Source organism: Psychrobacter proteolyticus (genome assembly GCF_039762275.1).
Classification (GTDB): Bacteria; Pseudomonadota; Gammaproteobacteria; order Pseudomonadales; family Moraxellaceae; genus Psychrobacter; species Psychrobacter proteolyticus_C.
Genome location: NZ_JBDLOB010000001.1, coordinates 286,859 through 311,884 on the forward strand (window position 1 = coordinate 286,859; position 25,026 = coordinate 311,884).

Here is a 25,026-nt window from a genome sequence, read left to right on the forward strand (position 1 = left end):
CAATATCAAGCCACTTTAGCTGTGCCTAATTTTGCTAATTGTTGCTATTCTAAGCTATTTCGGTGATAAAATAAATTATTGCGTTAAAAATAAAGCAACCTCAATAGGACATATTAGAAGGTTGAATATGACAATCAAACCAAAACAGTTGGATTATCAACGTTTAACGCTAACTTTGCTTTAACAAGGATTATGATGTGATGACCTTATAAATAATAAGGATTTTCAGCAATAGCGAATGATACTTGAAATTAAGGTAATGTTCACTAACTTTCACCATCTAACTACTTTGTAAGTTGCTGTAAAACAAATATCACCACTCTATATAATAAAGTGGTGATGTCTTCATAATAATTAATAAGGTTTTGTCAGGCTATCAGAAACTTGTTTATCGAAATACGCAATGCAAAGTACACATGCGATATTCCAATAAACTCAGCTAGAGAGTTGCCAATACTAGCCTTCAAGCTCACTCCAACGTTCAAGCTTGTGCATCATCTCATCTTCGATGGTTAAGAGACGCTCACTAGCAGCTGTCGCCGCATCAAAGTCAGTATTGAACCAAGAGCCATCGGCCAGCTTTTCTTGCAATTGAGCTTGTTCAGCTTCGAGTGCAGCGATTTCTTTTGGTAAATTATCCAGTTCGCGTTGATCATTATAATTTAGCTTTTTGGCTGCCTTATTTGGTTTCGCTGCTGCGTCAGGCTTGTTTGTCGCTTTGTTGCTTGCTGCATTGTTGGCAGGCGCTTTGGCAGCACGAGATGCTTCTTCACGGTTCTTTTGTACGAGGTACTCTTGATAACCACCTACATACTCACTAACAGTGCCTTTACCATCTTCATCTTCGCCAAACACCCACGTAGAGGTAACGACGTTGTCCATGAATGAGCGATCATGACTGATCAGCAAAATCGTACCACCGAAGCTGGCTACTGATTCTTCTAATAGCTCAAGTGTTGCCATATCCAAATCGTTGGTTGGCTCATCGAGTACCAAAATATTGGCAGGCTTCAATAACTGCTTGGCAAGTAGTACTCGGTTACGCTCACCACCAGACAGTGCTTTGACAGGTGTACGTGCACGCTCTGGGGCAAATAAGAAATCTTGCAAGTAGCTCATGATATGCGTCTTACGGCCGCCAACTTCTACAAAGTCAGAACCTTCCGAAACGTTTTGCGCAACGCTTGCTTCAAGATCCAATTGATCACGCAGCTGATCGAAGAATGCGATTTTCAGATTAGTACCTAATTCGACACTACCAGACTTGGTCACTTCGTCATCAGACATATCGAGTAGGGCCTTAATAAGCGTAGTTTTACCCGCACCGTTAGGGCCGACAATACCGATTTTATCGCCACGCATAATAGTGGTCGTAAAATTATCTACCAATACGTTGCCATCATATTCAAGATGTAAGTTTTTAACTTTACAGACAAGCTTGCCGCTTTTCTCGCCTTGACCCATTGTGATGTTTACATTACCCACTTGCTCACGGCGATCGCTACGCTCTTCACGTAAGGCTTTTAGTTCACGTACACGGCCCTCATTGCGAGTGCGACGTGCTTTAATACCTTGGCGAATCCAAACTTCTTCTTGTGCCAGTTTTTTATCAAAGTTGGCATTGTTCTTTTCTTCAGCTTGTAACTGTAGCTCTTTCAGCTCTTGATAGCGCGCGTAGCCACCTTCGCCTTGTGTCACGTCATAGCTGGTCAGTTGGCCACGGTCAAGCTCAATAATGCGAGTCGATAGTTTATTTACGAATGCTCTATCATGAGTCACGAACAACAACGTCAGACCTTGCCAGTCAAGCAAAAAGCGCTCTAACCATTCGATACTTTCAACATCTAAATGGTTGGTTGGCTCATCTAGAAGTAGCACATCAGGCTTGGTAACTAGCGCACGAGCAAGTAACACACGGCGTTTACGACCACCAGATAGTGATGATAAGTCGTCTTCTGGATTAAGGCCCATGGTCGTAATCAGACGCATGGCATCGCGTTCTAAGTCCCAACCATGTACCGCATCGATATCATGCTGTAGGGTCGCCATGTGCTCACAGGCATCCATATCGCCATTCGCGCACATATCGACTTGCTTATTATAGTTAATGAGCAAATCAGCCGTACGACGACTGCCGCCCATAACGATGTCTAATATGCGACCGCTAGTTTCAGGAACGTCTTGCTCTAGCATCGCTACACGCATGCTACTGTTGGTAATAATCTCGCCACTGTCAGGCTGCAATGAGCCATTGATCAGTTTAAACAAAGTAGATTTACCTTCGCCGTTGCGGCCAATCAAGCACACACGCTCGCCTGTATTGATAGAAAAATCAATACCATCAAGAACAGGCGCGACGCCAAAGGCTAAGTGAATGTCTTTTAAATGAATCAGTGCCATAGAGTATCTTAAGCTTATATAATAGTGAGGTAGGGGTTGTTGCAAAATTGCCTGCAGTATAACATGCCACCGCGTCACTGTAGTGCGAGTAAATAGTTTTATCAGTACTATTTATTGCTTTTACTAACTGCTGCTAGTCAATGACTATGTTTGTAGATTTATCGCTAATCTATAGCACTATTCAAACTCCTTTCAATTTAATACTTACTATAATTTAGAGAAAAATATGAACCAATCTAAAACTACAGACGATACTTCTGATATTCAAAATGATTTGCAAGCTCAAGTAGTCGATCTGCAAATGAGCCTCGCGCATCTTGAAGTAACTGTCGAACGACTGGATGATGTAATTACGCGACAAGACAGAGATATTCATACGCTGCAACGTCAACTACAGCTGATTTATAAACAGATTGAGGGTCAGGATACAGAAAGTGGCATTGCACCATTCGATGTAATGGCAGACAGACCGCCACATTATTAATAAATAAAATTTAGAGAGAAAAGCTTTTAATAACGGAAAATATATACGTATTTTCATATATAGATACTGTCTGATGACTATGTGGTCATAACATAGAAATAATGTGTTTTTGTAGTTGTTTTAGTGTTAGAAAATCTTTACTATCTTCCACCTCGGATACTAATTGCCTATTAAAACTAGGCATGACAGTAAAACAATGCGGATGTTTGGAGATATAAAATGCGCCATACCTTTCATTTAAAAACTCTTGCAGTAGCTATTGCTACTCTTTCTGTTGTTAGCGTCGCTAGTGCTGCTGGCCTTGATCGCTCAGGCCAAGATATTACCGCATTCCTACAAGACGGCACTTATGCAGAAGCTGTCTACACTTATATCGATGCTGATGTTACTGGTAAAGATACCTCAGGTAATAAGATCGATGACATCGCAGAGTCTTATGACTTTTTCCGTTATGGTGTAAAAACAGATATCAACGATACATTCAGTGTTGGTATTTTATATGATGAGCCTTTCGGTGCTGCCGCTGATTACACTGGAAATAATAACTTTGTAGGCGCACCAACTGATGCTGTTAATAATATTATTGCATCGCGTCTAGGTGGATTAGGCGTTAATAATGTAGAAGAGTTGAAAGGTTTAGTTGAAGGTACCCAAAACCAGTTAACTGCTGCTGAAACTCGTTTAAATGCAGTTAGAGAACAAGTAAGACAAGCGCAAGCAGCTGTTAATCAAAACCCAGCACTTGAGCCTACACTGCGTCCACAGATTAATGCTGGTTTAGCAGGTATCGCCGCTGGCGAAACGCAGCTAGCAGCAGGTCAAGCACAGTTAAATCAACTTGAGCAATTAGAAGGCTTTGCGGATGGTCGCCTTGCGAATGATGAAGGCACAAATGTTGAAGTCCGTAGCGAAAGCATCACAGGTATCCTAGGTGCTAAGTTTGGTCAAAACAAAGAATTTCAGGTGTACGGTGGTCCTGTTGTCCAGCGTATCAAAGCTGATGTAAGTCTTCGTGGTAGTGCTTACAGTGCTGCTACAGGCTATACCGCTCATATTAGCTCTGATACCGACTATGGCTATATCGCAGGTGTATCTTACAGTAAGCCCGAAATCGCTCTAAAGGCGGCTTTGACCTATCGTTCTGAAATTGATCACAGCTCAAATATCGATGAAATATATCCAGTAGTAGCAGCGCTAGGTGGTGAAGCGAATCAAGGTAACACGCTAGATATCACTACGCCTAAATCAGTTAACTTCGATTTCCAAACTGGTATCAATCCTACAACCTTAGCTACTGCAAAAGTACGCTGGGTACCATGGAGTGATTTTGCAATCGTTCCACCACTTTATAATGAAGTAAGCAAGCAAGCAACTAATGATGACAAAGGTTTATCTTTAGTCAGCTATGACGATGACCAATGGCAAGTAGAGTTAGGTCTGGCTAAACGCTTAGCGCCAGCATTGGCAGTAAGTGGTACTGTCGGTTGGGATAGTGGTGCTGGTAACCCTGTAACTTCATTAGGTCCTATCGAAGGCTACTATAGTGCAGGCTTAGGCGCTAAATATAACGTTACTGAGAACTGGGCCGTATCTGCCGGTGGTAAATATCTATGGTTCGGTGATGCAGAAGGTCAGATTCCAACTAAAGCTATTGTGAGTGACTTCGAAAGCAACGATGGATTTGTACTTGGTGTTAAGGTTTCTTACCAAGCTCAGTAATTCACAGCTTAGTTATATAGCAAATATTTTAAGTATTATTGATAAAAAAGCGATCCTTTAAGGGTCGCTTTTTTTGTAGGCATTATTATAGTCATAGTGAACCCGTTTTATCCTGATGAAAAACTCTCCTATAAACAAATATTTTTTAGGAAATTCATATTTAAAAGTAGAAGTAAACGGTGTTGTTCGATTTTTATCTTATTTGTACTGTTCAGTCATAATTGAGAAATAAAGCACTTTAATTGTTGTTTTAGTGTCAAAAAGCTATTAGTATTCAACTTAGGACACGACTTTGATACTTTCAATGTTAAGCGCAGCAATGCTATATATTGATTATCAAAGTAGTAATACAACAAGGACCGTTGGAGATACACAATGCGCACTACCTTTCACTTGAAAACCCTTGCAGTAGCAATCGCTACTCTCTCTGTCGCTAGCATGACTAATGCTGCTGGTCTTGATCGTTCAGGCCAAGATGTCACTGCTTTCTTTCAAGATGGTACCTATGCAGAAGCCGTCTATACTTATATTGATGCTGATGTAAGTGGTTATGATAGTGCTAACACTAACCCTTCTCAAAATGATTATGTACGTGGTGATAAGACAGGTGATATTGCTGAGTCTTACGATTTCTTCCGCTATGGCGTAAAAGCAGACATTAACGATACTTTTAGTGTAGGTATTCTATACGACGAGCCTTTCGGCGCAGCTGCTGAATATACTCAAAGTAACTTCGTCTCACAAGGAGATGTTGACGCTTCTATTGCTTCTATTACTAATGGCGCAGCGCCAAGTCTTGCAGCGGCACAGGCTGGAATTGGTGCTCTGGCTGCAGGAGAAACAGCGGGTGTTTTAACTCCGGCACAGCAGGCTCAGTTAGATGGATTGCGTGGAGCAGTAGCAGTAGCACAAGCTGAAGCAGGTACCGCGGGCGAAAATACTAATGTAGAAGTTCGTAGCCAAAGCCTAACGGGTATTCTTGGTATGAAATTTGGTGCCAACAAAAACTTCCAAATTTATGGTGGTCCAGTTGCACAGCGTACTCAGTCTGAAACCAAATTACGCGGTTTAGCTTATGGCCCTGCTAGCGGTTATACTTCAAACAGTAATCCTGATATGGACTATGGTTATATAGCAGGTATTGCTTATAGTAAGCCTGAAATCGCATTAAAAGCTGCTTTAACTTACCGTTCTGAAATCGATCATGATATACAAATATCTGAGTCATATCCGTTAGTAGCTATTAGAGCTACAGCAGCAGGAGCTACTCCAGAACAAGCGGCTGCAGCAGCAAATAGAAACAGCAAATACGAAATTACTACTCCTAAATCAGTCAACTTTGATTTCCAAACAGGTATCAACCCTACAACACTAGCAACAGCAAAAGTACGCTGGGTACCGTGGAGTGATTTCATTATTACACCACCACTTTATAACGATACTAGTAAAATCAGTTATGGTCCTGATGGATTAAACTTGGTGGAATACAAAGATGACCAGTGGCAAGTGGAACTAGGCTTAGCGAAACGCTTAGCGCCAGCATTGGCAGTAAGTGGTACCGTTGGTTGGGATAGTGGTGCTGGTAACCCTGTAACTTCATTAGGCCCGGTCGAAGGCTACTATAGTGTTGGTCTTGGTGCCAAATATAATGTCACGGAAAACTGGGCAGTATCTGTAGGTGGTAAATACCTATGGTTCGGTGATGCCCAAGGTCAATTACCAACAGGCAAAATCGTCGCTGATTTTGAAGACAATGATGGTTATATCGCTGGTGTGAAGCTGTCTTATCAAGGGAAATAATCTTTCTATATAACTGCTAAACAATAAAAAAGCGGCCTACAGTAGGTCGCTTTTTTTATGGGTTTTCTATTAAGTATTTGATTGTTAGTGCTTAAATATAGGCAGAACAGCAAAGATAATTTTTATAGTACTAATTCATATAGCAGGGCTACATCTTATTTGCCTAGTTTAGCTCCGTTAAAGGCTTACTTTGTAAAAGTGAGCAGCAGTTGGCCTTTTAAATAGGCTAGGGCAATCTGGCTTAATATACCCATCACAGGGCTATCAGATGCTACTATCTTTGTCCATACTCCTGTCTCACTCGCCATAATTTCTCTTGGTTCGATACTGTAGTAGGTTAACTATACTAAGTCATTACTCATAAAAAAAACCTCGCCAATAATGACGAGGTTTTTTTATAGCAATAATTTTAAGACATTACGTAAACTTATTTGTTTAAGTTTAGCTCCATCTCTTTGTACTTAGCAGAAACTGAAGGTCTTGGGCCACCAGTCATGATACTAACGGCAAAGATAGCGATAGTACTTAAGATAAAGCCTGGAACGATAGCATATAACCAGCTATTTAGTGCCATACCATCTACTTGGAAAGGACCATAAATCCATAGGATAACAGTCAAAGCACCAACAACCATACCGGCAACAGCACCATTACGGTTCATACCGCGCCATGTTAAGCTAAAGATAACCAATGGACCAAACGCAGCACCAAATCCTGCCCATGCGTTAGAAACTAGGTTCAATACTGAGCTATCTGGGTTAGACGCTAGCATAATGGCAACGATAGCAACGATGATCACTGAGATACGACCAACCAATACTTGGCGAGCTTCTGGTGCATCTTTATCAAAGAACAATTTGTATACATCTTTGGTTAGAGAGCTTGATACAACCAATAGCTGTGATGAGATAGTACTCATAATTGCCGCTAAAATAGCTGCTAATAGGAAACCTGAAACCAATGGATGGAACAAGAACTGAGTAAATACTAAGAAGATAGTCTCAGGATCGTCCAGCGTCATCGCAGTTTTTTGTACGTAGGCACGACCAGCAAAACCAGTCATTAGTGAACCAACAAGGCTCACAACCATCCAGCTCATACCGATGTTACGTGCGGTCGGTACATCTCTCACTGAACGAATCGCCATAAAACGTACGATAATATGCGGCTGGCCAAAGTAACCTAAGCCCCATGCCATGAGTGAGATAATACCAATGACACTCATACCGCTAGTAACGTCCAAAAGGGTAGGGTCGATATTTCTAACCGCTTCTGTAGTGGCTGAAATACCACCAAGATCAGTAAAGGCAACGACAGGTACGATTACCATGGCAAACAGCATGATGACACCCTGTACGAAATCGGTCATAGATACCGCTAAGAAACCACCGAATAGCGTATAAGCCACAACCACACCAGCAGTAACCCATAGGCCAGTACTATACGATAGGTTAAGTGAGCTTTCGAAGAGTTTACCACCACCTACAAGACTTGCAGCGGTATAGACGGTAAAGAATAGAATGATGACCACAGCTGAGATAACGCGCAGCATGTGCGACTTGTCTTCAAAGCGGTTGGCGAAATAATCGGGTAAGGTGATAGCGTTGTCAGCCACTTCGGTATAAACACGAAGGCGAGGTGCTACGATGAGATAGTTTAATAATGCACCTAATGTCAAACCTAGCGCAATCCAAATACTGACCACACCATCGGCAAACATATAACCAGGTAAGCCAAGTAGTAACCAACCTGACATATCTGATGCACCTGCAGAAAGTGCGGTTACTGCTGGGCCTAAGTTACGACCCCCTAACATATAGCCTTCAGTATCATTGGCTTGCTTAAAATAAGCATAAACACCAATCCCAATCATCACTAAGAAATAGGCGCCGAGTGATATCAGCACGCCACTAGAAACTCCGTTCATATAAATTGTCCTTAACCAACATAATTGGCTGTAATTATTTTTTAACTATAAAAGTTCTGTCCTATAAGGCGATGTCCAAAACAATATTTAAAGACAAAAAAAGCCATTAATTGAGACATAATGGCTTTTTTCAGTATCTTCTGTAGTTATATATGATTGATATCGTTCTATGGCTAGCACTCATATAGAGATAGAGAACAATGGGAATTTCGCATTCCACTTATCTATTGTTATTGCTCGCATCTGCTATTTGTATATGAGTATTAGCAACCTACACAATCAACCAAAACCATTAAACCTACTGTTAACCATCATATCTTACTAGAAGTATTCAATATATGACTATCAGTGTCCTTGTGGTAAATTTTTGTTATACAAACAACGTCAAGCGTATTATAACGCATGAGAGATACAAATGCGAATAGGTAGAATTTATATATTGTTATAGTTAGCTGGTTTTATTCAATAGGAGCCAGTAAATCTAAGAGCGCAGTGACACTGCTAGACTGTGTAAGCTTCGGATTGATAACCACACCTAGATAACGCTGTAGCTCAATATTGTCTGCCATATCAATACGTTCCAAATCTTGGCTGACCATCGTTTGAGGCAGTACTGACCAACCCAGTCCAACAGAAACCAGCATACGAATGGATTCAAGCGGGTTGGTACTCATCGTGGCATAAGGTTTTAGGTTATGCTTGGCAAATTCGGCCAAAGTAATCTGACTGGTAAAAGTATTGGCAGACGGTAGAATAGCAGGGTATCGGGCTAGCTGCTCTAAAGTGACATTTGATTTGGTTGCCAACGCTGATAGCGTACCAGTCATAAAGTAGAGAGGATCTGACCATAGCGTATGGTAGGTTAGCCGCTTATCATAGACAGGTGGAAGCGTAACAAAGGCTAAAGACAAATCACCATCCAATACGGCTTTGTGAGCTTTTTCAGAATCTACGAAGTGTACTTCTAACTGAACAGCTGGATAAGCTTGAATGAAGTGTTTAAGGACAGGTGCTAAATGATGTAGGCCAATATGATGGCTAGTACCAATAACTAACTTGCCAGAGACGATGTGCTGAGAATGCTGTAAGTTGATTTTAAAGTTTTCATAGTCTTCTAGCCAACGTTTGGCATGAGGTAGCATTTCACTAGCAGCTTGAGTAGGTACAATTCCACGTCCTACCGTATCAAACAAGGTAATGTTAAACTCGTCTTCTAAGTTTTTGATACGTTTACTGACAGCAGGCTGCGTGATAAATAGCTTTTCTGCGGCGCCTGAGATACTGCCAGTGTGCATAACGGTAACGAATGTCGTCAAGTTTGTGGTGTTCAAACGAATGTCCTTAGCTACTTTACGAGCTATAAATAAAAGTTGGCTGACCCAATCACAACGTATTAGAAATAAAAGTTTGCGTCTGGTTAAAAATCATCAATTATTATTATAGGATTTGCCTGCTATAATCACAAGACATCGAGGCATATTGTGACATATTTATTCTAAAAAATTGGTTATTTGCCATTTAAAACGTATTCTAAGCGTTAATTTTAGTCATATGTCGAGTCTCCTGAAGAAATAATATTTAAGTCTTAGATACGACAGTAATTATTAAACATTATAGATAGACATAGCATTTACATAGAATCTTAGCTTGGCAATTTGCAAGTAAGTAAAAAATTAAGTAATTAGTAACCTATAAAGGATAGCAACATGGCTGGTCAAACGTTATATGACAAACTTTGGAACGCTCACGAAGTCACTAAGCGCGACGATGGTTCGAGCCTGATTTATATCGACCGCCACCTGTTGCACGAAGTGACGAGTCCACAAGCATTTGAAGGGTTGGAATTAGCAAACAGAGCGCCATGGCGCTTATCGGCTAACATTGCCAGTCCAGATCACAATGTGCCGACCGTTACCAAAGAGCGCCTAGAAGGGGTGCCGGGAATTAAAGACCAAGTATCACGCTTACAGGTTGTCACCTTGGACGATAATTGCACCAAATTTGATATTGCTGAATTTACTATCAATGATGCCCGTCAAGGAATTTTGCACGTGGTTGGTCCTGAGCAAGGTCTTGTATTACCAGGCATGACGGTTGTTTGCGGTGACTCGCATACAGCGACCCACGGAGCACTTGGCTGCTTGGCTCATGGTATCGGAACCTCCGAAGTTGAGCATGTATTGGCAACGCAGTGTTTGATTCAAAAGAAATCAAAAAATATGCAAATCCGCGTCACTGGTCAACTTGGTGCTGGCGTTACTTCAAAAGATGTGGTGTTAGCAATTATTGCAAAAATCGGTACAGCAGGTGGAACAGGACACGCGATTGAATTTGCAGGTCAAGTGTTCGAAGACATGAGTATGGAAGGTCGTATGACCGTCTGTAACATGGCGATCGAAGCAGGTGCGCGTGTCGGTATGGTTGCGGTCGATGACACGACAATTGACTATGTTAAAGGTCGCCCATATGCGCCAAGCGAAGCACAATGGGAACAAGCGGAAGCCTACTGGCGTACGCTATATTCAGACGATGATGCGGTATTTGATACTGTGGTAGAAATCGATGGTAGTCAGATTGCACCGCAAGTATCGTGGGGTACATCGCCTGAGATGGTGGTAGATATCACGCAATCTGTACCGACACCAGATCAAGCCATTGATGAAGCTCAAGAAGAGGGCTGGTTACGCGCTTATACTTACATGGGGTTAGAGGCAGGTCAAAAAATTACGGATATCCAACTTGACCGTATATTTATTGGTTCATGTACCAATTCACGTATCGAAGATTTACGTGATGCGGCAGCGGTAATCAAAGGTCGCAAAGTTGCTAATAACGTAAAAGAAGCGATCGTTGTTGCAGGTTCTGGACAGGTGAAGTTGCAAGCAGAGGCTGAAGGCTTGGATACATTATTTACTGAAGCTGGTTTTGAATGGCGTGAGCCGGGTTGCTCAATGTGTCTGGCAATGAATGCAGACAAACTTGAGCCGCAAGAGCACTGTGCCTCAACGTCTAATCGCAATTTTGAAGGTCGTCAGGGTAATGGTGGTCGTACGCATTTAGTAAGCCCAGCAATGGCAGCTGCCGCCGCGTTGGCAGGTCATTTCGTGGATGTTCGTACGTTTTAAGTCTGATAATAAGTAACTGACATCATGCTTGTATGAACGATAAATATATGAGCATACTGTCAAAGATGGTAAAAACTTATTTACTGTTTAATACGCTTATCAAGATCATCAGCCAGCAAAAATATAATTGATAGGAAATTTTATGCAAGCTTATAACACCCAAACAGGTATCGTTTGCCCGTTAGATCGCGCAAACGTCGATACCGACCAAATTATCGCAAAACAGTTTTTAAAGTCTATTAAACGTACAGGTTTTGGCGTAAATCTATTTGACGATTGGCGCTATCTCGACGAAGGTTATCCTGGTCAAGACAACAGCACACGAGTCATCAATCCAGACTTTGTATTAAATAAACCACGTTATCAAGGTGCTACTATCTTACTAGCACGTAGAAACTTTGGCTGTGGCTCTAGTCGTGAGCATGCACCTTGGGCGTTATCAGAGTATGGTTTCCGTACGGTAATTGCTCCTAGTTTTGCAGATATTTTCTACAATAACTGTTTCAAAAATGGCATGTTGCCGATTGTGTTGGATGAAGCGATTGTCGATACGTTAATGAAGGCAACTTTTGATAACGAAGGCTATGAATTGACCGCTGATCTTGAGCGTCAAGTCGTTATCACACCAACTGGCGAAGAGTATGCCTTTGAAGTAGATGCCTTTCGCAAACATTGCTTGCTAAACGGACTTGATGATATTGGTCTAACTTTACAGCAAAGTGATGCTATCAAAGATTATGAGCAACAAATGATGCAAAAAACACCGTGGATATTTAACGACGTACGAGCGTAGAGGGTCACTCTATAATCTACTGCTAATAAAATATGAGTAGTCGCAACGCAGCGTTGAGTTATGGCGGTGAACTGTCTAAAATGAAAGATAGTTTTTCACTACATTTTATTATCTCTCTTGAATAGTAGCCGCCATTATGAATACAAAACGTTATGCTCTATGGACAAGTACAATTATTGCTGCAAGCTTATTATTGTCAGGCTGTCAGCTATTGACGGGCTATCAAAAAATAGATGAAGCAGAGAGTGCCGAGGTATGGGTAGGTAAAATTAAACCTATCGCTGGTGAAGTAAATATTGCATGTGTGGGTACATATCATTGCGAAATTGTGCAGATAGATAAAACACTCATTATCGCGCCCAACAGTCACGAGCCAATCAGTCCTCAGATTATGACAGCTTTACCACGTCAAGAAGGCACGGCAAAAACCTCGATGAATATGGATATGACACCACTCGTCAATAAAAATGCGATAAAAGTTGTGCCGTTAGCACCTTCGAGTATGCCAGGATTGACCAACTATTATGCACGGGTCATGCCTGCCAAACACGAGGTACATGTTAATTTTTATCCAGAAAATAACATGGGCTATGTTGAGCGTTTTGCGATGATTCATGACTTCACTGAAGCAGGTACTTATCAGTTGCGCGCTTATCAAAAAAAGAACAGCGAAAAATCAGGCAGTCTATTAGACACAGCATCACCTGAGCCTTTATGTATTGAGCTATTGCAAGGTACTAAAGTACAGCGCCGATTCTGTAAGCAACTAGACGCTGAGCATCAAGGCGAGTTTGTAGAGACGGGTATGGCTAAAGCAGTAACATCAGCACCTAAAGCCAAAAAAATGACAGCATAAAATATGAGACTGAAAAGCTCAAAAATATAATTAACCAATAAAAACATTCCAAAAGGATCAGTATGGCAACGATTTTAACATTAGCGGGTGATGGTATTGGCCCTGAAATCATGACCCAAGCCATTGAAGTGCTCAAGGCTGTCAATGATAAGTTCTCACTTGATTTGACGCTTGAGTCTGGATTGATTGGCGGTGTGGCTATTGATGCAACTGGTGAGCCTCTGCCAGATGAGACATTGGCCCGTGCTCGCGCCGCAGATGCCGTATTGCTAGGTGCGGTCGGTGGTCCTAAATGGGATGCAATCGAGCGTAGTAAACGTCCTGAACGCGGTTTACTTAAGATTCGCGGCGAGCTTGGTTTATTTGCCAACCTACGCGTAGCCAAGCTCTATCCACAGTTGGCTAATGCCTCAAGTATCAAACCTGAAATTATCTCAGGCTTAGATCTATTGATCGTTCGTGAACTAACAGGCGGCATCTATTTTGGCGAGCCTCGTGGTATCCGCACACTAGAAAACGGTGAGCAGCAAGGCTATAACACGATGGTGTATAGCACAAGTGAGATTCAGCGTATTGGTAAAGTTGCCTTTGAATTAGCAAAAACGCGTGCGCAAGCAGCAGGCACAGCAGCTAAGGTATGTTCAGTTGATAAAGCCAATGTGTTAGAAGTCACCGAGCTGTGGAAACAGACGATGATCGAGATGCAGAAAGCTGGCTATAGCGATGTGGCGTTATCACATATGTATGCTGACAATGCTTGCATGCAGTTGATTAAAGACCCTAAGCAATTCGATGTCATGGTGACGGGAAACATGTTTGGCGATATCCTATCTGATGAAGCCGCTATGTTGACAGGCTCTATCGGTATGTTGCCATCAGCGAGCTTAGATGAGTCAGGTAAGGGTATGTATGAGCCGTGTCATGGTTCAGCACCTGATATCGCAGGACAAGATAAAGCCAACCCATTAGCGACTATCTTGTCTGTTGCTATGATGCTGCGTTACACTTTCAAGCAAGAAGAAGCGGCACAAGCAATTGAGCAGGCAGTCAGTGACGTGCTTGATGATGGTCTACGTACGCTTGATATTTTAGATAGCAGCGAAGCTGGACTTAAGCAGGTAGGCTGTAAAGAAATGGGTCAAGCGGTCTTGGCCAAACTGATATAAGTTAATTTGCGTTTAAAGGCTATTCCTATATAGCATTTTCCACAGTCTCAGTTTGCGTGTTATATACCCATAAGCTACCAAGTGGCTTATGGGTTTTTATTGTTTATCTGTTAGGAAAGCTTATTTATAAGCATTGTATTAACAGAGACACTGTACAACAAAGCTCCTTTTAACACAAAGCTGTTATATGCTCACAAGGTAATATGACAACATTAATAGCTTATAAAGGAGCTAAAATATTTCGCTTTTAGTAAAAGTAAAATAGTAAAAAACTAGATGCCAAAGGTAAGTTCTAAAAATCCAAAAAACTGTAGTATTTGTAAACTGAAAATAAAAATAGAATTTCTTAAATGAGGAGTGTTACATGTATCAATTAACAAGAATCAGTAAAGCATTAGCAGTGGTTAGTCTCTCTAGCTTACTATTCATGGGGCAAAGCATCGCAGCAGAGACAACGGATAGTGTGAGCTCAAGTAATAGCGTCAAGTCTCCGGCTGAAGTGAGTCCAGTGACTAATGGCGTAAGTCAAAAGTTAACAGGAGATAGTAAAGCCGCGACTTCATTGAATAAGCTACTACCTACGATTAAATACACAACTGAGAACCTATCTGACAATGCAAAAAAGATAAACAATGTTACTTGGACGGTAGATGCAGATATTGATCGTAATATAGGAACAAAGCTGCAGGCTCTATTAAACTGGCATCACAACGGAGTAGGGCCTGTTGATGGGTACTGGGGCAAAAATACTCGCAAAGCCATGCAAGCGTTTCAAAGAGCAAATGGTTTAGATATAACCGATACGCTAAACGCTGAGACGTGGCAAGCACTGACCAAGAATGAGAAGCTCACAACTCAACCAGTACTAGTCAGTTATCAGCTTACTGAAGCAGATGTGAATGTCAAAACCACAACCATACCTGCTGATTCTGTTGCCAAATCCAAGCTTGAGGGAATGTACTACGAAAGTCTTACTGAGGCATTGGCAGAGAAGTTTCATATTAGTGAAAAGTACTTAAAATCGCTTAATCCTGATGCCAGTTTTACTGCTGGTGAAATTATCACGGTATATAATCCTGGTAATCCTAATACCAAGCCAGTGCATCGCGTTGTCGCCGATAAAGCCACTGAAACACTTTACGCATATGATGAGAACAACAATTTGATCGCTAGCTATCCGACGACAGTGGGCAGTACAGCGACACCATCCCCAACAGGTACGCATACTGTCAAGGTAAAGGTGCACGAGCCCAACTATACTTATACGGCCAATGACGGTAGCAAGTTGATCATTCCGCCAGGTCCTAACAATCCAGTGGGTTCGGTATGGATTGGACTTAGTAAACCAACTTATGGCATTCATGGATCGCCAGATCCTGCTCGTATTAGTCGTCAGGCATCAGCAGGTTGTGTGCGTTTGACCAATTGGGACGCGCTTAGTTTGCTCGGAGTAATAAAAAACGGTGCAACTGTTGAATTTAGTTAAATACGATAGTACTAAGTCATAAAAAACGGACAAAAAAATACCGCTAAAATCTAGCGGTATTTTTTGTGGTAAGTAGAAACAGTCAATACTAAATAACTAAAATATTGATAGGCAATAATGAGCAGATTAGCATTTTCATTATTATTATCAGTTTCACTACCCAAGCGTCATATCAGCTATCAGCGATAACGTAGCTATTCGGCTATTGGCTGTATCTTACCAATGCTAATACTTTCGTAACCATATTGGTTAGTCAGTATTTAGTTTTTACCACGGTAGGTGATACGGCCTTTAGATAGGTCATAAGGTGTCATTTCAACTTTAACCTTATCACCTGTCAAGATACGAATATAATGCTTACGCATCTTACCAGAAATATGCGCGATGATTTCGTGCCCGTTTTCTAAACGAACTTTGAACAAAGTATTAGGAAGGGTATCAATGACTTCGCCTTCAAATTCAATAATATCGTCTTTTGCCATAATTTGTATCAATCAATTAAAAAATAAGCCCATATTATACGTAAGTTAGCGGATTAAAGCAATACGAACCTGCTTTTGACTTGACAGCATGTAAGTGATATGTATGCCAAGTGATATTGATTTAATCAGGCAAGTTTAACCAGACAGGCGTTAGTGGTGCATTTGGCAATAAGCTTTGAAAACGTTCAGGATAATAGGCATTGATAAAATACAATCCATCACCTGAAGCCGTAGGTGGTGCAATCGTTCGATCTTTTTTATGCAGAATATTCAAAAAATCTGCTGGTTCTAGCTCGTGTCTACCAATGGCATACAATGTGCCCATCAAATTGCGAACCATATGATGTAAAAACCCATCTGCTTGTATATCAAAAACGATAAATTGACCATGAGCAAAAAGGTTTGCATGGCTAATCGTGCGCACTGGCTGATTAGATTGACAGGCCGCAGCACGGTAACTGCTAAAATCGTGTGTACCGACGATATCAGCTGCTGCTTGCTGCATGGCTTCTAAATCAAGCGGTTCATAGATATGAGTTACTTGATGATTTAGTATGGCAGGGCGCTGAGCTTGGTTGAGCGTAATATAACGATAGCGACGAGCAATAGCACCAAAACGCGCGTGAAAATCAGCTGGCATAGGTTGTATCCAGCGTAGAGCAATATCATCGGGAAGTAGGCTGTTCACACCGCGTAACCAGTTATGAGTTGGGCGATACGCATGAGTTGTAAAATGGGCAATCATATTGCTCGCATGGACGCTGGCATCAGTACGCCCAGCTGCGATGACTTCTACAGGCTCATTAGCCACTTTGCCGATAGCTGTCTCTAAAGCTTCTTGTACACCCAAAACCTCTCGTTGCCGTTGCCAGCCATGATAATGAGTTCCTAAGAACTCAATAGCAATCGCTAAAGTGTAGGTTGGTTCAGTTTCAATAATTTCAGTCTCAGACATTAGGGTTTCTAAACTTATAAAATGGGAGTTAATTAAAAGTCGCTTATCGCTTTTTGATGTTAGTGCCGGTTTGATTGACATTATTCAACCAACGCTGTCTGCGTCTGGCAGGACTATCATAGCGAAGTAACAACCATAGTAACCGGGCATAAATAGCGGGTATTGTCAGACGCCCACCAGCAATCACATGATGCTCGTACTGCCAACTGCCCGCCGCATAGCTATCGCTGACGCCACCAAACGGGCATTGACTGGCTGATATCACCATATGTCCACGCTCATGAGCAAGGGTCAGTGTCTCTGCTAATGCAGCTGAATAAGGGATGTTACCGGCGCCAAATCCCAATAGAATAATGCCACATGGTGGCTGCGACAATAAAGCTTGTAGCTGGTTGTTTATCATCGAAACATCGTTAGGTAGGCAATATAGCGCATGAACACTTGCGTTTTCAGCACGTGTTTGAATACTGGATAGCAAGTCTTGTTGGTCATCAAGCCAATGTTGCCTACGCGTGTCAGGTAGATTTTTTATATAGCTATTGGCTGGATAAGCGGCGCGAGAATGACCAGTAAATGCCATCAGATCATGACTGTGAATTTTTTGTACCGTTTGAGCAGGCCATGATTCGCCGCCAAAACTAATCTTCACACCTGATTCACCAGCAGCGGCTAGTTTTAATGAGTCGTTGAGATTGCCCCAAGCATCGCTATGTTCATCGATGTTATAGGAATGTAATATCTCACTCTCTAATAATGGACGCATACTTGCGGTCAAAACAATACAGATATCACTACCTGCAAACGCTTCTGCTAAAAATGCACCCAAGTAACTCAACGTATCCGTGCCAGTGATGAGTACAAAGCGTCTATCACCTTTGGTATAAGCATTCAGGAGTAGTTGATAGAAATGCGCAAAGTCGCTAGGGGTAAGCTGGCTGCTGTCTTTGATCAGGGCGTTTTCTAACCATGAGACTGTTGGTAAATTATTTGTACTGTCTTGTGCAGACAAAAGTTTTTGTAGAGTAGGCAAAAACACTTCTGCTGATAATGGCGCTAAAGGTCTGCCGTAGCTACCAAAGGTACCGCCAGCATAAATCAGTTGAATAGGATCGGATAGATTTTTGAGCATAACAGAAGATGGCATAGTATCAACACAGTAAACAAGTATGGAAGAAAAGAAGTGCTAGAGGATTGAGCAACGATGGCTTAAGGGTTTAATAATAGATAGTATTAGAGTTAAATGCAAAAAAATCAGCAAGCATCCCGTGATTAGGAAATACTTGCTGATAAGAGACTAGACTATCGACTACGCAGTACGCTCAAGTAATAGCTGTGCTTGCTGTTTCTGTTCACTGGTACCTTGAGCTATCACCTCATTGAGTAGACGCTTTGCACTGTCATATTCACCTAGTTGTAGGTATTGGTCTGCCAAGTCTAACGTCACTTGATTACTGTCTAATGACTTTACGAAATCAAAATCTTCTGCGAAACGTGATGAAAAATCTTCTGCTGATTCAGTCTCTTGAGGCGTGATAGAAGTGTCACTCTCAACTGGCGCAGCTGTAGAGACTGGGGTAGTGGCCGATGGAGCGTCAAATAGAGAATCAGCATCGTCAATATCAAAATCATCGTCTATCAGCGTATTGTCATCAAATCTCAATGGTGCAGCAGGTGTGATATTAGATTCTTTAACATCGCTAATATCATTAACATCAATATCATCATTGAGTAATGGTACCTCAAGATTAATATCTGCAAAGCTTTCTTCTTCAAGGGTCATACTCTCAGGAGTATTGTTTCCAAAATCAGTATTTTCCAGAATAAAATTGTCGAAATCATTGTCGTTTTCAGTCGTAGATAGGTCATCATTAGAACTAGTATCGATGTCATCTAATGTATCTAGACTGCCCAAAGATAAAGTAAAGTCATCTTCACCGCTTTGAATAGCATCAACAGAGTATTGTTCTGTGTTGATAGATACGTCATTAGTCACGACATCATTTTTATCTGTATCGTCTGCTAAATCATCAAAGTCTAAGATAAAATCTTCTTCTGGTACTGCTTTCTCATTGTCATTATATGAGAGGTTAGTGTCTATAGATGATTCATTCGAAGTATCATCAAATGAATCAAAGTCAAACTCAAAGTCACTGAGTTCATCATCTTCATTATTACTAATATTATCGTTAGCAGAGCTCTCTAAAACGTCGTTATCTACATTGTCTAACGGTGTGACAGGCATTTCATTTGTCGTATTAGGCGCAACGAAATCATTCTCTAAATCGCTGAGCGTCAGATCAAAGCTATCATTCGGATTTTCGGTAATAGAACTAACATTGTCGACTTTGTCTGATAACTCTAAGCTGTCGATAGGTTCATTTATTACAGTCTCATTTATTGCAGTATCGTCAACACTTTCTTCAGTTGACTGATGAGCTACTGCATCAGTACTATCATTCTGACTAGTAGGCAGATCAAAATTAATACCGCCAAAGGCATCATTGGAATTGTCCGTTGTTAATGTTTGCGCAGCGGCAGGTTCTAATTCATCAAAAGATAGATTCCTTATCTCATCTGCTTGAGCGATAGTCTGACTATCATTATGAGTTTTTATGGACTCATAAATATTATCAAAATCTTCTGGCTGGTTTATCGTCGCGTATATGCTGAGTAGTTTAAGAGAAAGTGCTCCATCATTAGGTTTCTCACTTAAACCACGTTTAATAGTTTCGATCGCCTTGTCATAGCGCTGCTGATCAATAAAACGCTGTGCAATAGTGATATGGTCAAATTTATGGCTATTGCTGACATTAGTGTGGGTAGGAGTACCATAATCTACTTTTGGTGATGGAGTAGGCGTACCTTTTCTTGCATTAATAGGCGATGATGACGATTTCTGTGCCTTGTTTTTGCGCAAGAATAAAGCAGCAACTAACAAGATAAGCGCCAATCCGGCGATGATATATAGCATATTGTCCATAGTTATTCCTACGCCTGTGATCACAATCTAATATATGAATCAGTTCGGCAATTATTGATTGCGTAATTTTTCGAGACGAGCCTGCAGCTCAGCCAATTTCTGGTTTTGTAATTGAATTTTTTTAGTATAACTATTAAGAGTGCTACTGGTACTTGATAATCGTTGAGCCTGTGATGCTGCTTGTTGCCGCGATGCTTTGAGTGTCTCTAATATATCTGTACTCAAACCATTCCCTATGTTTGATGCCGCTTTTGCTTGAGTGCCATCTGCATTGCCATCTCGCCCAGGCGCAAGCACAGAAAATTGTGCTTTTGATAAATTCTGTGTTTTAGTTGTCGTGGCTTTTTCAGGGCGTTTGACCGCTTGCGTACTTATAGAAGGTTTTTTAAAAGGTCTTTGAGCTGTTTTTTGCATCGCCGCTGTATTTGCTCTGCGAATATACTGTCTCTGTGCATCGATGGCCGCTTCTAGATTTTTCTGTGATGGTATAACATCGTAACTAGGCAAAATAAGCTTAGCATCTGCTTTTAATTGATCTGCGTCTTTATCGATAAAGGCATCGGGGTTTTGTGACTGAATTTGCTTCATCACGATGGAAGTATCTAGGTTATTTTCTTGCGCTATCTGCTGAGCAATAATCCATAGGCTATCGTTACGTTGTACTTGGTATTGATTAACTGTCGTACTATCTGTTGCTCTATCATTTGAAGGCACAGTATTGATAGCGCTATTAGTAGTTTTCGACGTTGTATTGTCAATAGAAGCTGCTAAGACGCCAGTAGCATTTTTCTCAGTATTGCTTGCGATGATACTAGGAGTCAGAGTCGATACGGGTGATGCGTCAGCGTCTGTTTTTTTACGACTCGGCTGTATCTGCCGTGTGACTTGAATATTTAGAGTATCGAGTGGTTTATCAATCAATACTTTATCTAAGATTGGAGTCTTTTTAACACTTGCCTTATCGCTATCATTGGCACTAACTTTCGTAGTTTCAGTGTTGTTTACATTTAAGAAAGTGCTATCTAAACGGTTCGCTGAATTAAGGCTGTTGTTAGTCTTCTTTGCATTCCTGCTAGGATTTTTTATATCAGAGTCGCTATTCAAGCGTCCATTATCAAGCCGACTAGGCGAGTAAGTAAAATTGCTAGTCTGCGAAGTAGCTGTCACTGTCGGAGCTTGTATGTTAGACACTGATCTAGAAATAGAGGAATCAACTGCTGCTATGTTTACTAGAGCTGGTTTATTTGCAGCAGCGTTAGATACCGATATTAATGGCGGCGGTGCACCTTTTCTTACGGTTAACGGTTTTGCAGCGCTTGCAGAAACACTTGGTAAATTGAGTTTCTGAGTGCCTTTAACACTGTTCTTGGAAGCATTATTAATCGGTAGACTATCATTTAATGGCATCAATAATGTTTTTGGTACGACATTTTGCTGCCCATTATCATTGATCGATAACACCAAATCAGCAAAAGGCTTGGACACAGGCTGTGATGTGCTGATTAATACCTGACCACTGGTCGCTGAAGTTGCTTGAAAGCGCACCTGCATTGAATCAGTCGGCGTCAATCCCATCTGTTGATAGATGACCGGATTGGCCAAGCTCGCTGAAAAGTCAGCCGCTCGTATGTCGGTGACCACGATACTTGCGCTCAACGGTTCATGCTGAGCTGAGCTAACTACGGTCTTACCGATAGTTGCCGCTTGCGCGCTTGGAATAATAGTGGCCAAACCTACAGAATAAAGTAATGCCATCGATACCGCGCGATGTACAGGAGTCAAGCGACGAGATAAATGACAAGACATGAGCAGTCCTTTACAAAATAAGTTATCTTTGCTGTTATAACAAAGTACGGTTTAGTTTACCAGTTTATTTCACAACTGTTGCGTCCAACACATAAATGTTTATTTAATGTTCAGCTTATTTTCTTATCAAGTAACATCGCATCGCCATAACTAAAGAATCGATATTCTTTTTCAATAGCGTGTTGATAGGCCTGTTCAATCGATGCTTTGCCAGAAAAAGCTGATACCAACATTAGCAACGTCGATTTGGGTAAATGAAAGTTTGTTAATAGTCGATCAATGACACCGAATTTAAACCCTGGATAAATAAAGATGTCCGTGTCCCCTGACCAGCTAGAGAGTGCTTGTCCATTAATAGCCGTTTTTTGATACGCCGTTTCAAGGACGCGAGTCACCGTGGTACCAATAGCAATAACCTTATTACCATTTGCATGCGTCTGATTAATCAGTTCAGCAGTTGCTTGTGGCAGATGTGCGTACTCACTGTGCATCGTATGATTGAGTAAATTGTCTGTTTTAACTGGCGCAAAGGTACCAGCGCCAACATGCAATGTCACAAAAGCGGTATTAATGCCTTTTTCTGCCAATTTATTGAGCACCAAGTCATCGAAATGCAAACTTGCTGTCGGTGCAGCGACACTTGCAAGCTTAGCAGGATCATGAAACACCGTTTGATAACGAGTCTTATCGGTGTCATCAGCATGACGTTCAAAGTAGGGCGGGATAGGTAACTCGCCGTAAAGTTCTAAATCAGGCAAAATTGGTGCATCAAAGGCTAAGATAAATAAGTTGTCCTGACGACCAATCATCGCGCCACTCATATGACCATCAGCAAGTTGAAAACGTTGACCAAGTTTCAGTGCTTTGCTGGCTTTTACATGGCAAAGGGCAATATGTTCTTGGTTGACTGACTCATTATCTGAATCTTCTAAATGCAGTGTTGCTATATCTAAGTCTGAGACATTAACCAATCGCTCAATCAAGACCTCAAGTTTACCGCCAGTGTCTTTCTGACCGAATAGGCGTGCCTTCATCACCTTTGTATCATTAAATACAATCAGGTCTCCAGCGTTTAATAATTCAGGCAACTCAGAAAACAAACAGTCTTCTACAGGCGTAGCATTCGTGTCAGTATGAGCAGGCAAGTATAAAAGTTTTGAAGCAGAACGCTGCGCTAATGGATATCGCGCAATCAAACGATCTGGTAGGTCATAGTCGTAATCTTCCACGCTTAGATAATCTAAGACGTCACTGTTTTGATTGGTATCAAGCGGGGCATTAGAATCGGTAGATGCAGTGTGAGCGTTGGTCATAATCAGTCTTTAAATGGATAAAAATTTTGGCATAATTGTAGCAGAAATACTGCTATAAAAGGTTGCTTTACTAAGTAGTCAAAGTGCACAAAACACATTTGAATAGCCTAAGCAATAATATTTAACTGTCCTAATGTTTATTACGTTAGTCTTTGCTTATTTTACTCAAATAAATTTAATTGAGGCAATAGTTGGGCTGCAGGTGTCAATGACGAAAAAGTGACCCCGACTAATCGGATAGGGAGCTGGCGCGGAATATCTAAGAATAACTTATCTAACCAGTAATGTGCAGATTCAGCGCTACTAAAAGCGGTGGTTAGCGTGTGCGTACGGGTAATCTGAGTAAAGTCAGCATACTTAACCTTGAGTGTTATAGTATGAGCAATGAGATTTTTTTTGTGCAGTTGCGCGAAGGCATCCGCATTTTGTTCATAGATTTGTACACGTAACGCCGTGTCATCGTTTAGGTTTTCTCTAAAAGTAGTCTCCGAACCAACAGACTTATGCAGGCGCTCAGATTTGACAGCGCGTTCATCGCGACCATGAGCGATATCATGATAAAACTGTCCTCGCTTACCAAACTCATTAATCAATACTTCGGCTGACATACGGCGTAGATCAGCACCGTTAGTCACGTCCATCGCATGTAATCGCCTTGCCGTTGCTTTGCCTATCCCATGAAATCGTTCAATAGGTAGTGTGCTGATAAAAGCATCAGCGTCTTCTGGCGTGATAATAGCGGTGCCGTTAGGCTTATTGATATCAGAGGCAATCTTGGCCAACATCTTGTTGAAGGACACGCCAGCAGAAGCAGTCAATCCTGTATGTTGCAATATTTGTGCTCTTAACCAGTTGGCCATCAATGTTGCTGAGCCCTTATGTACAGTAAGACCAGTGACATCAAGATAAGCCTCATCTAGCGATAATGGCTCAACATGAGGCGTTAAGCTGTACATGATATTTCGAATATCGCTGCTAACAGCTCGATATACTTCAAAACGTGGTCTGACAAATATGACTTCTGGGCAACGTTTGCGAGCTTCATAACAAGACATGGCTGAGCGCACCCCAAACTGACGTACCTCATAGCTAGCCGCTGCTACAACACCGCGACCATTTGGATCTCCACCAACCACTAATGGCTTGCCCCGTAATTCTGGGAAGTCACGTTGTTCTACACTGGCATAAAACGCATCCATATCTATATGAATGATTTTACGTGAATTGGATGCTGTAAGAGTTTTCATTATTGATATTTTACATCACTCAATACTTTTATTTCAGTATCGATTATTAAACGGTAAAGGGATTTTTCAAATATAGAACCATAAAAATATGGCAATATATGAATAAATTATATATCAATAATTAAATATAGTGTAAGGTTAATAGTCAAAGGTATATGGCATTAAAGCACTAATAAATTCAATATAGTTAACATATGTTTACTAGTAGATGTTCTTTATGGTACATACCTTAAGTTTCTCAGGTTTTCTATACCGCTTGTCTGAATGTTATCGCCTTCCATCATGAATATTATAGTTATATGTTACAGTTCTAATGCTATCGTTTTACAATATATTAACCACAACAATCAATAGTTATGAAAGTAATGAATAGTTTTTTATAGGAATTTTATTTACCTGATAAAACATTGTTTATAGCTCATACCAAACTTATGAATTGAGTACTGGTAAATTAACTTTCTAAAAATATAGTAATGAGAAAGTTCAA

General features: G+C 41.1%; 18 protein-coding genes. 8 read left to right on the forward strand and 10 right to left on the reverse strand.

Annotated features, from left to right (window positions below):
* Positions 1-456 precede the first annotated feature (456 nt).
* Entirely contained in the window at positions 457-2,400 is a 1,944-nt protein-coding gene (locus ABFV72_RS01150; protein ID WP_347161937.1) for an ATP-binding cassette domain-containing protein, read from the reverse strand.
* 226 nt (positions 2,401-2,626) lie between these two features.
* On the opposite strand from ABFV72_RS01150, the gene ABFV72_RS01155 reads away from it, so the two are divergent.
* From ABFV72_RS01155 to ABFV72_RS01165, 3 genes are all read left to right on the forward strand, one after another.
* Positions 2,627-2,884: a SlyX family protein gene (locus ABFV72_RS01155; RefSeq protein ID WP_201547976.1), complete on the forward strand. Its 258-nt coding sequence runs from the start codon at positions 2,627-2,629 to the stop codon at positions 2,882-2,884.
* A 219-nt stretch (positions 2,885-3,103) separates the two neighbouring features.
* A complete protein-coding gene (locus ABFV72_RS01160) occupies positions 3,104-4,603 on the forward strand; it encodes an OmpP1/FadL family transporter (protein WP_347161938.1) in 1,500 nt (499 codons plus the stop codon).
* A gap of 375 nt (positions 4,604-4,978) precedes the next feature.
* On the forward strand, positions 4,979-6,403 hold the full coding sequence (locus ABFV72_RS01165; protein WP_057759313.1) for an outer membrane protein transport protein: 1,425 nt from the start codon (positions 4,979-4,981) through the stop codon (positions 6,401-6,403).
* Between the two features lie 427 nt (positions 6,404-6,830).
* On the opposite strand, the gene putP is transcribed toward ABFV72_RS01165, so the two are convergent.
* Together putP and ABFV72_RS01175 are read right to left on the reverse strand one after the other, a co-directional pair.
* Positions 6,831-8,330, reverse strand: coding sequence for a sodium/proline symporter PutP (putP, locus tag ABFV72_RS01170; RefSeq protein ID WP_101205470.1), 1,500 nt, complete (start codon positions 8,328-8,330; stop codon positions 6,831-6,833).
* A gap of 458 nt (positions 8,331-8,788) precedes the next feature.
* The gene (locus tag ABFV72_RS01175; protein WP_057759318.1) at positions 8,789-9,661 is read right to left on the reverse strand and encodes a LysR family transcriptional regulator; all 873 of its coding nucleotides are present in this window, start codon (positions 9,659-9,661) and stop codon (positions 8,789-8,791) included.
* A gap of 375 nt (positions 9,662-10,036) precedes the next feature.
* On the opposite strand from ABFV72_RS01175, the gene leuC reads away from it, so the two are divergent.
* The 5 genes from leuC to ABFV72_RS01200 all read left to right on the forward strand — a co-directional run bounded on the left by leuC (position 10,037) and on the right by ABFV72_RS01200 (position 15,756).
* A complete protein-coding gene (leuC, locus tag ABFV72_RS01180) occupies positions 10,037-11,455 on the forward strand; it encodes a 3-isopropylmalate dehydratase large subunit (protein WP_347161940.1) in 1,419 nt (472 codons plus the stop codon).
* A gap of 142 nt (positions 11,456-11,597) precedes the next feature.
* On the forward strand, positions 11,598-12,248 hold the full coding sequence (gene leuD / locus ABFV72_RS01185; RefSeq protein ID WP_057759322.1) for a 3-isopropylmalate dehydratase small subunit: 651 nt from the start codon (positions 11,598-11,600) through the stop codon (positions 12,246-12,248).
* A 136-nt stretch (positions 12,249-12,384) separates the two neighbouring features.
* Positions 12,385-13,104: a hypothetical protein gene (locus tag ABFV72_RS01190; protein ID WP_347161943.1), complete on the forward strand. Its 720-nt coding sequence runs from the start codon at positions 12,385-12,387 to the stop codon at positions 13,102-13,104.
* 62 nt (positions 13,105-13,166) lie between these two features.
* Positions 13,167-14,270: a 3-isopropylmalate dehydrogenase gene (leuB, locus tag ABFV72_RS01195; protein WP_347161945.1), complete on the forward strand. Its 1,104-nt coding sequence runs from the start codon at positions 13,167-13,169 to the stop codon at positions 14,268-14,270.
* 364 nt (positions 14,271-14,634) lie between these two features.
* On the forward strand, positions 14,635-15,756 hold the full coding sequence (locus ABFV72_RS01200; RefSeq protein WP_347161947.1) for a L,D-transpeptidase family protein: 1,122 nt from the start codon (positions 14,635-14,637) through the stop codon (positions 15,754-15,756).
* Between the two features lie 260 nt (positions 15,757-16,016).
* On the opposite strand, the gene infA is transcribed toward ABFV72_RS01200, so the two are convergent.
* The 7 genes from infA to dinB form a co-directional block, all read right to left on the reverse strand.
* Entirely contained in the window at positions 16,017-16,238 is a 222-nt protein-coding gene (gene infA / locus ABFV72_RS01205; RefSeq protein ID WP_021814850.1) for a translation initiation factor IF-1, read from the reverse strand.
* Positions 16,239-16,359: 121 nt separating this feature from the next.
* The gene (gene truA / locus ABFV72_RS01210) at positions 16,360-17,193 is read right to left on the reverse strand and encodes a tRNA pseudouridine(38-40) synthase TruA (RefSeq protein WP_347161950.1); all 834 of its coding nucleotides are present in this window, start codon (positions 17,191-17,193) and stop codon (positions 16,360-16,362) included.
* 43 nt (positions 17,194-17,236) lie between these two features.
* Positions 17,237-18,337 carry an asparaginase gene (locus ABFV72_RS01215; protein ID WP_347161952.1) on the reverse strand — a complete coding sequence of 367 codons (1,101 nt, stop codon included), beginning with the start codon at positions 18,335-18,337 and terminating at the stop codon, positions 17,237-17,239.
* A 162-nt stretch (positions 18,338-18,499) separates the two neighbouring features.
* The gene (locus ABFV72_RS01220; RefSeq protein ID WP_347161954.1) at positions 18,500-20,173 is read right to left on the reverse strand and encodes a FimV/HubP family polar landmark protein; all 1,674 of its coding nucleotides are present in this window, start codon (positions 20,171-20,173) and stop codon (positions 18,500-18,502) included.
* A 51-nt stretch (positions 20,174-20,224) separates the two neighbouring features.
* Positions 20,225-21,979 carry a peptigoglycan-binding protein LysM gene (locus ABFV72_RS01225; protein ID WP_347161956.1) on the reverse strand — a complete coding sequence of 585 codons (1,755 nt, stop codon included), beginning with the start codon at positions 21,977-21,979 and terminating at the stop codon, positions 20,225-20,227.
* Positions 21,980-22,089: 110 nt separating this feature from the next.
* Positions 22,090-23,292, reverse strand: a complete 1,203-nt coding sequence (gene queA, locus ABFV72_RS01230) for a tRNA preQ1(34) S-adenosylmethionine ribosyltransferase-isomerase QueA (RefSeq protein WP_347161957.1) — start codon at positions 23,290-23,292, stop codon at positions 22,090-22,092.
* A 161-nt stretch (positions 23,293-23,453) separates the two neighbouring features.
* On the reverse strand, positions 23,454-24,539 hold the full coding sequence (dinB, locus tag ABFV72_RS01235) for a DNA polymerase IV (protein WP_347161959.1): 1,086 nt from the start codon (positions 24,537-24,539) through the stop codon (positions 23,454-23,456).
* Positions 24,540-25,026: the final 487 nt, after the last annotated feature.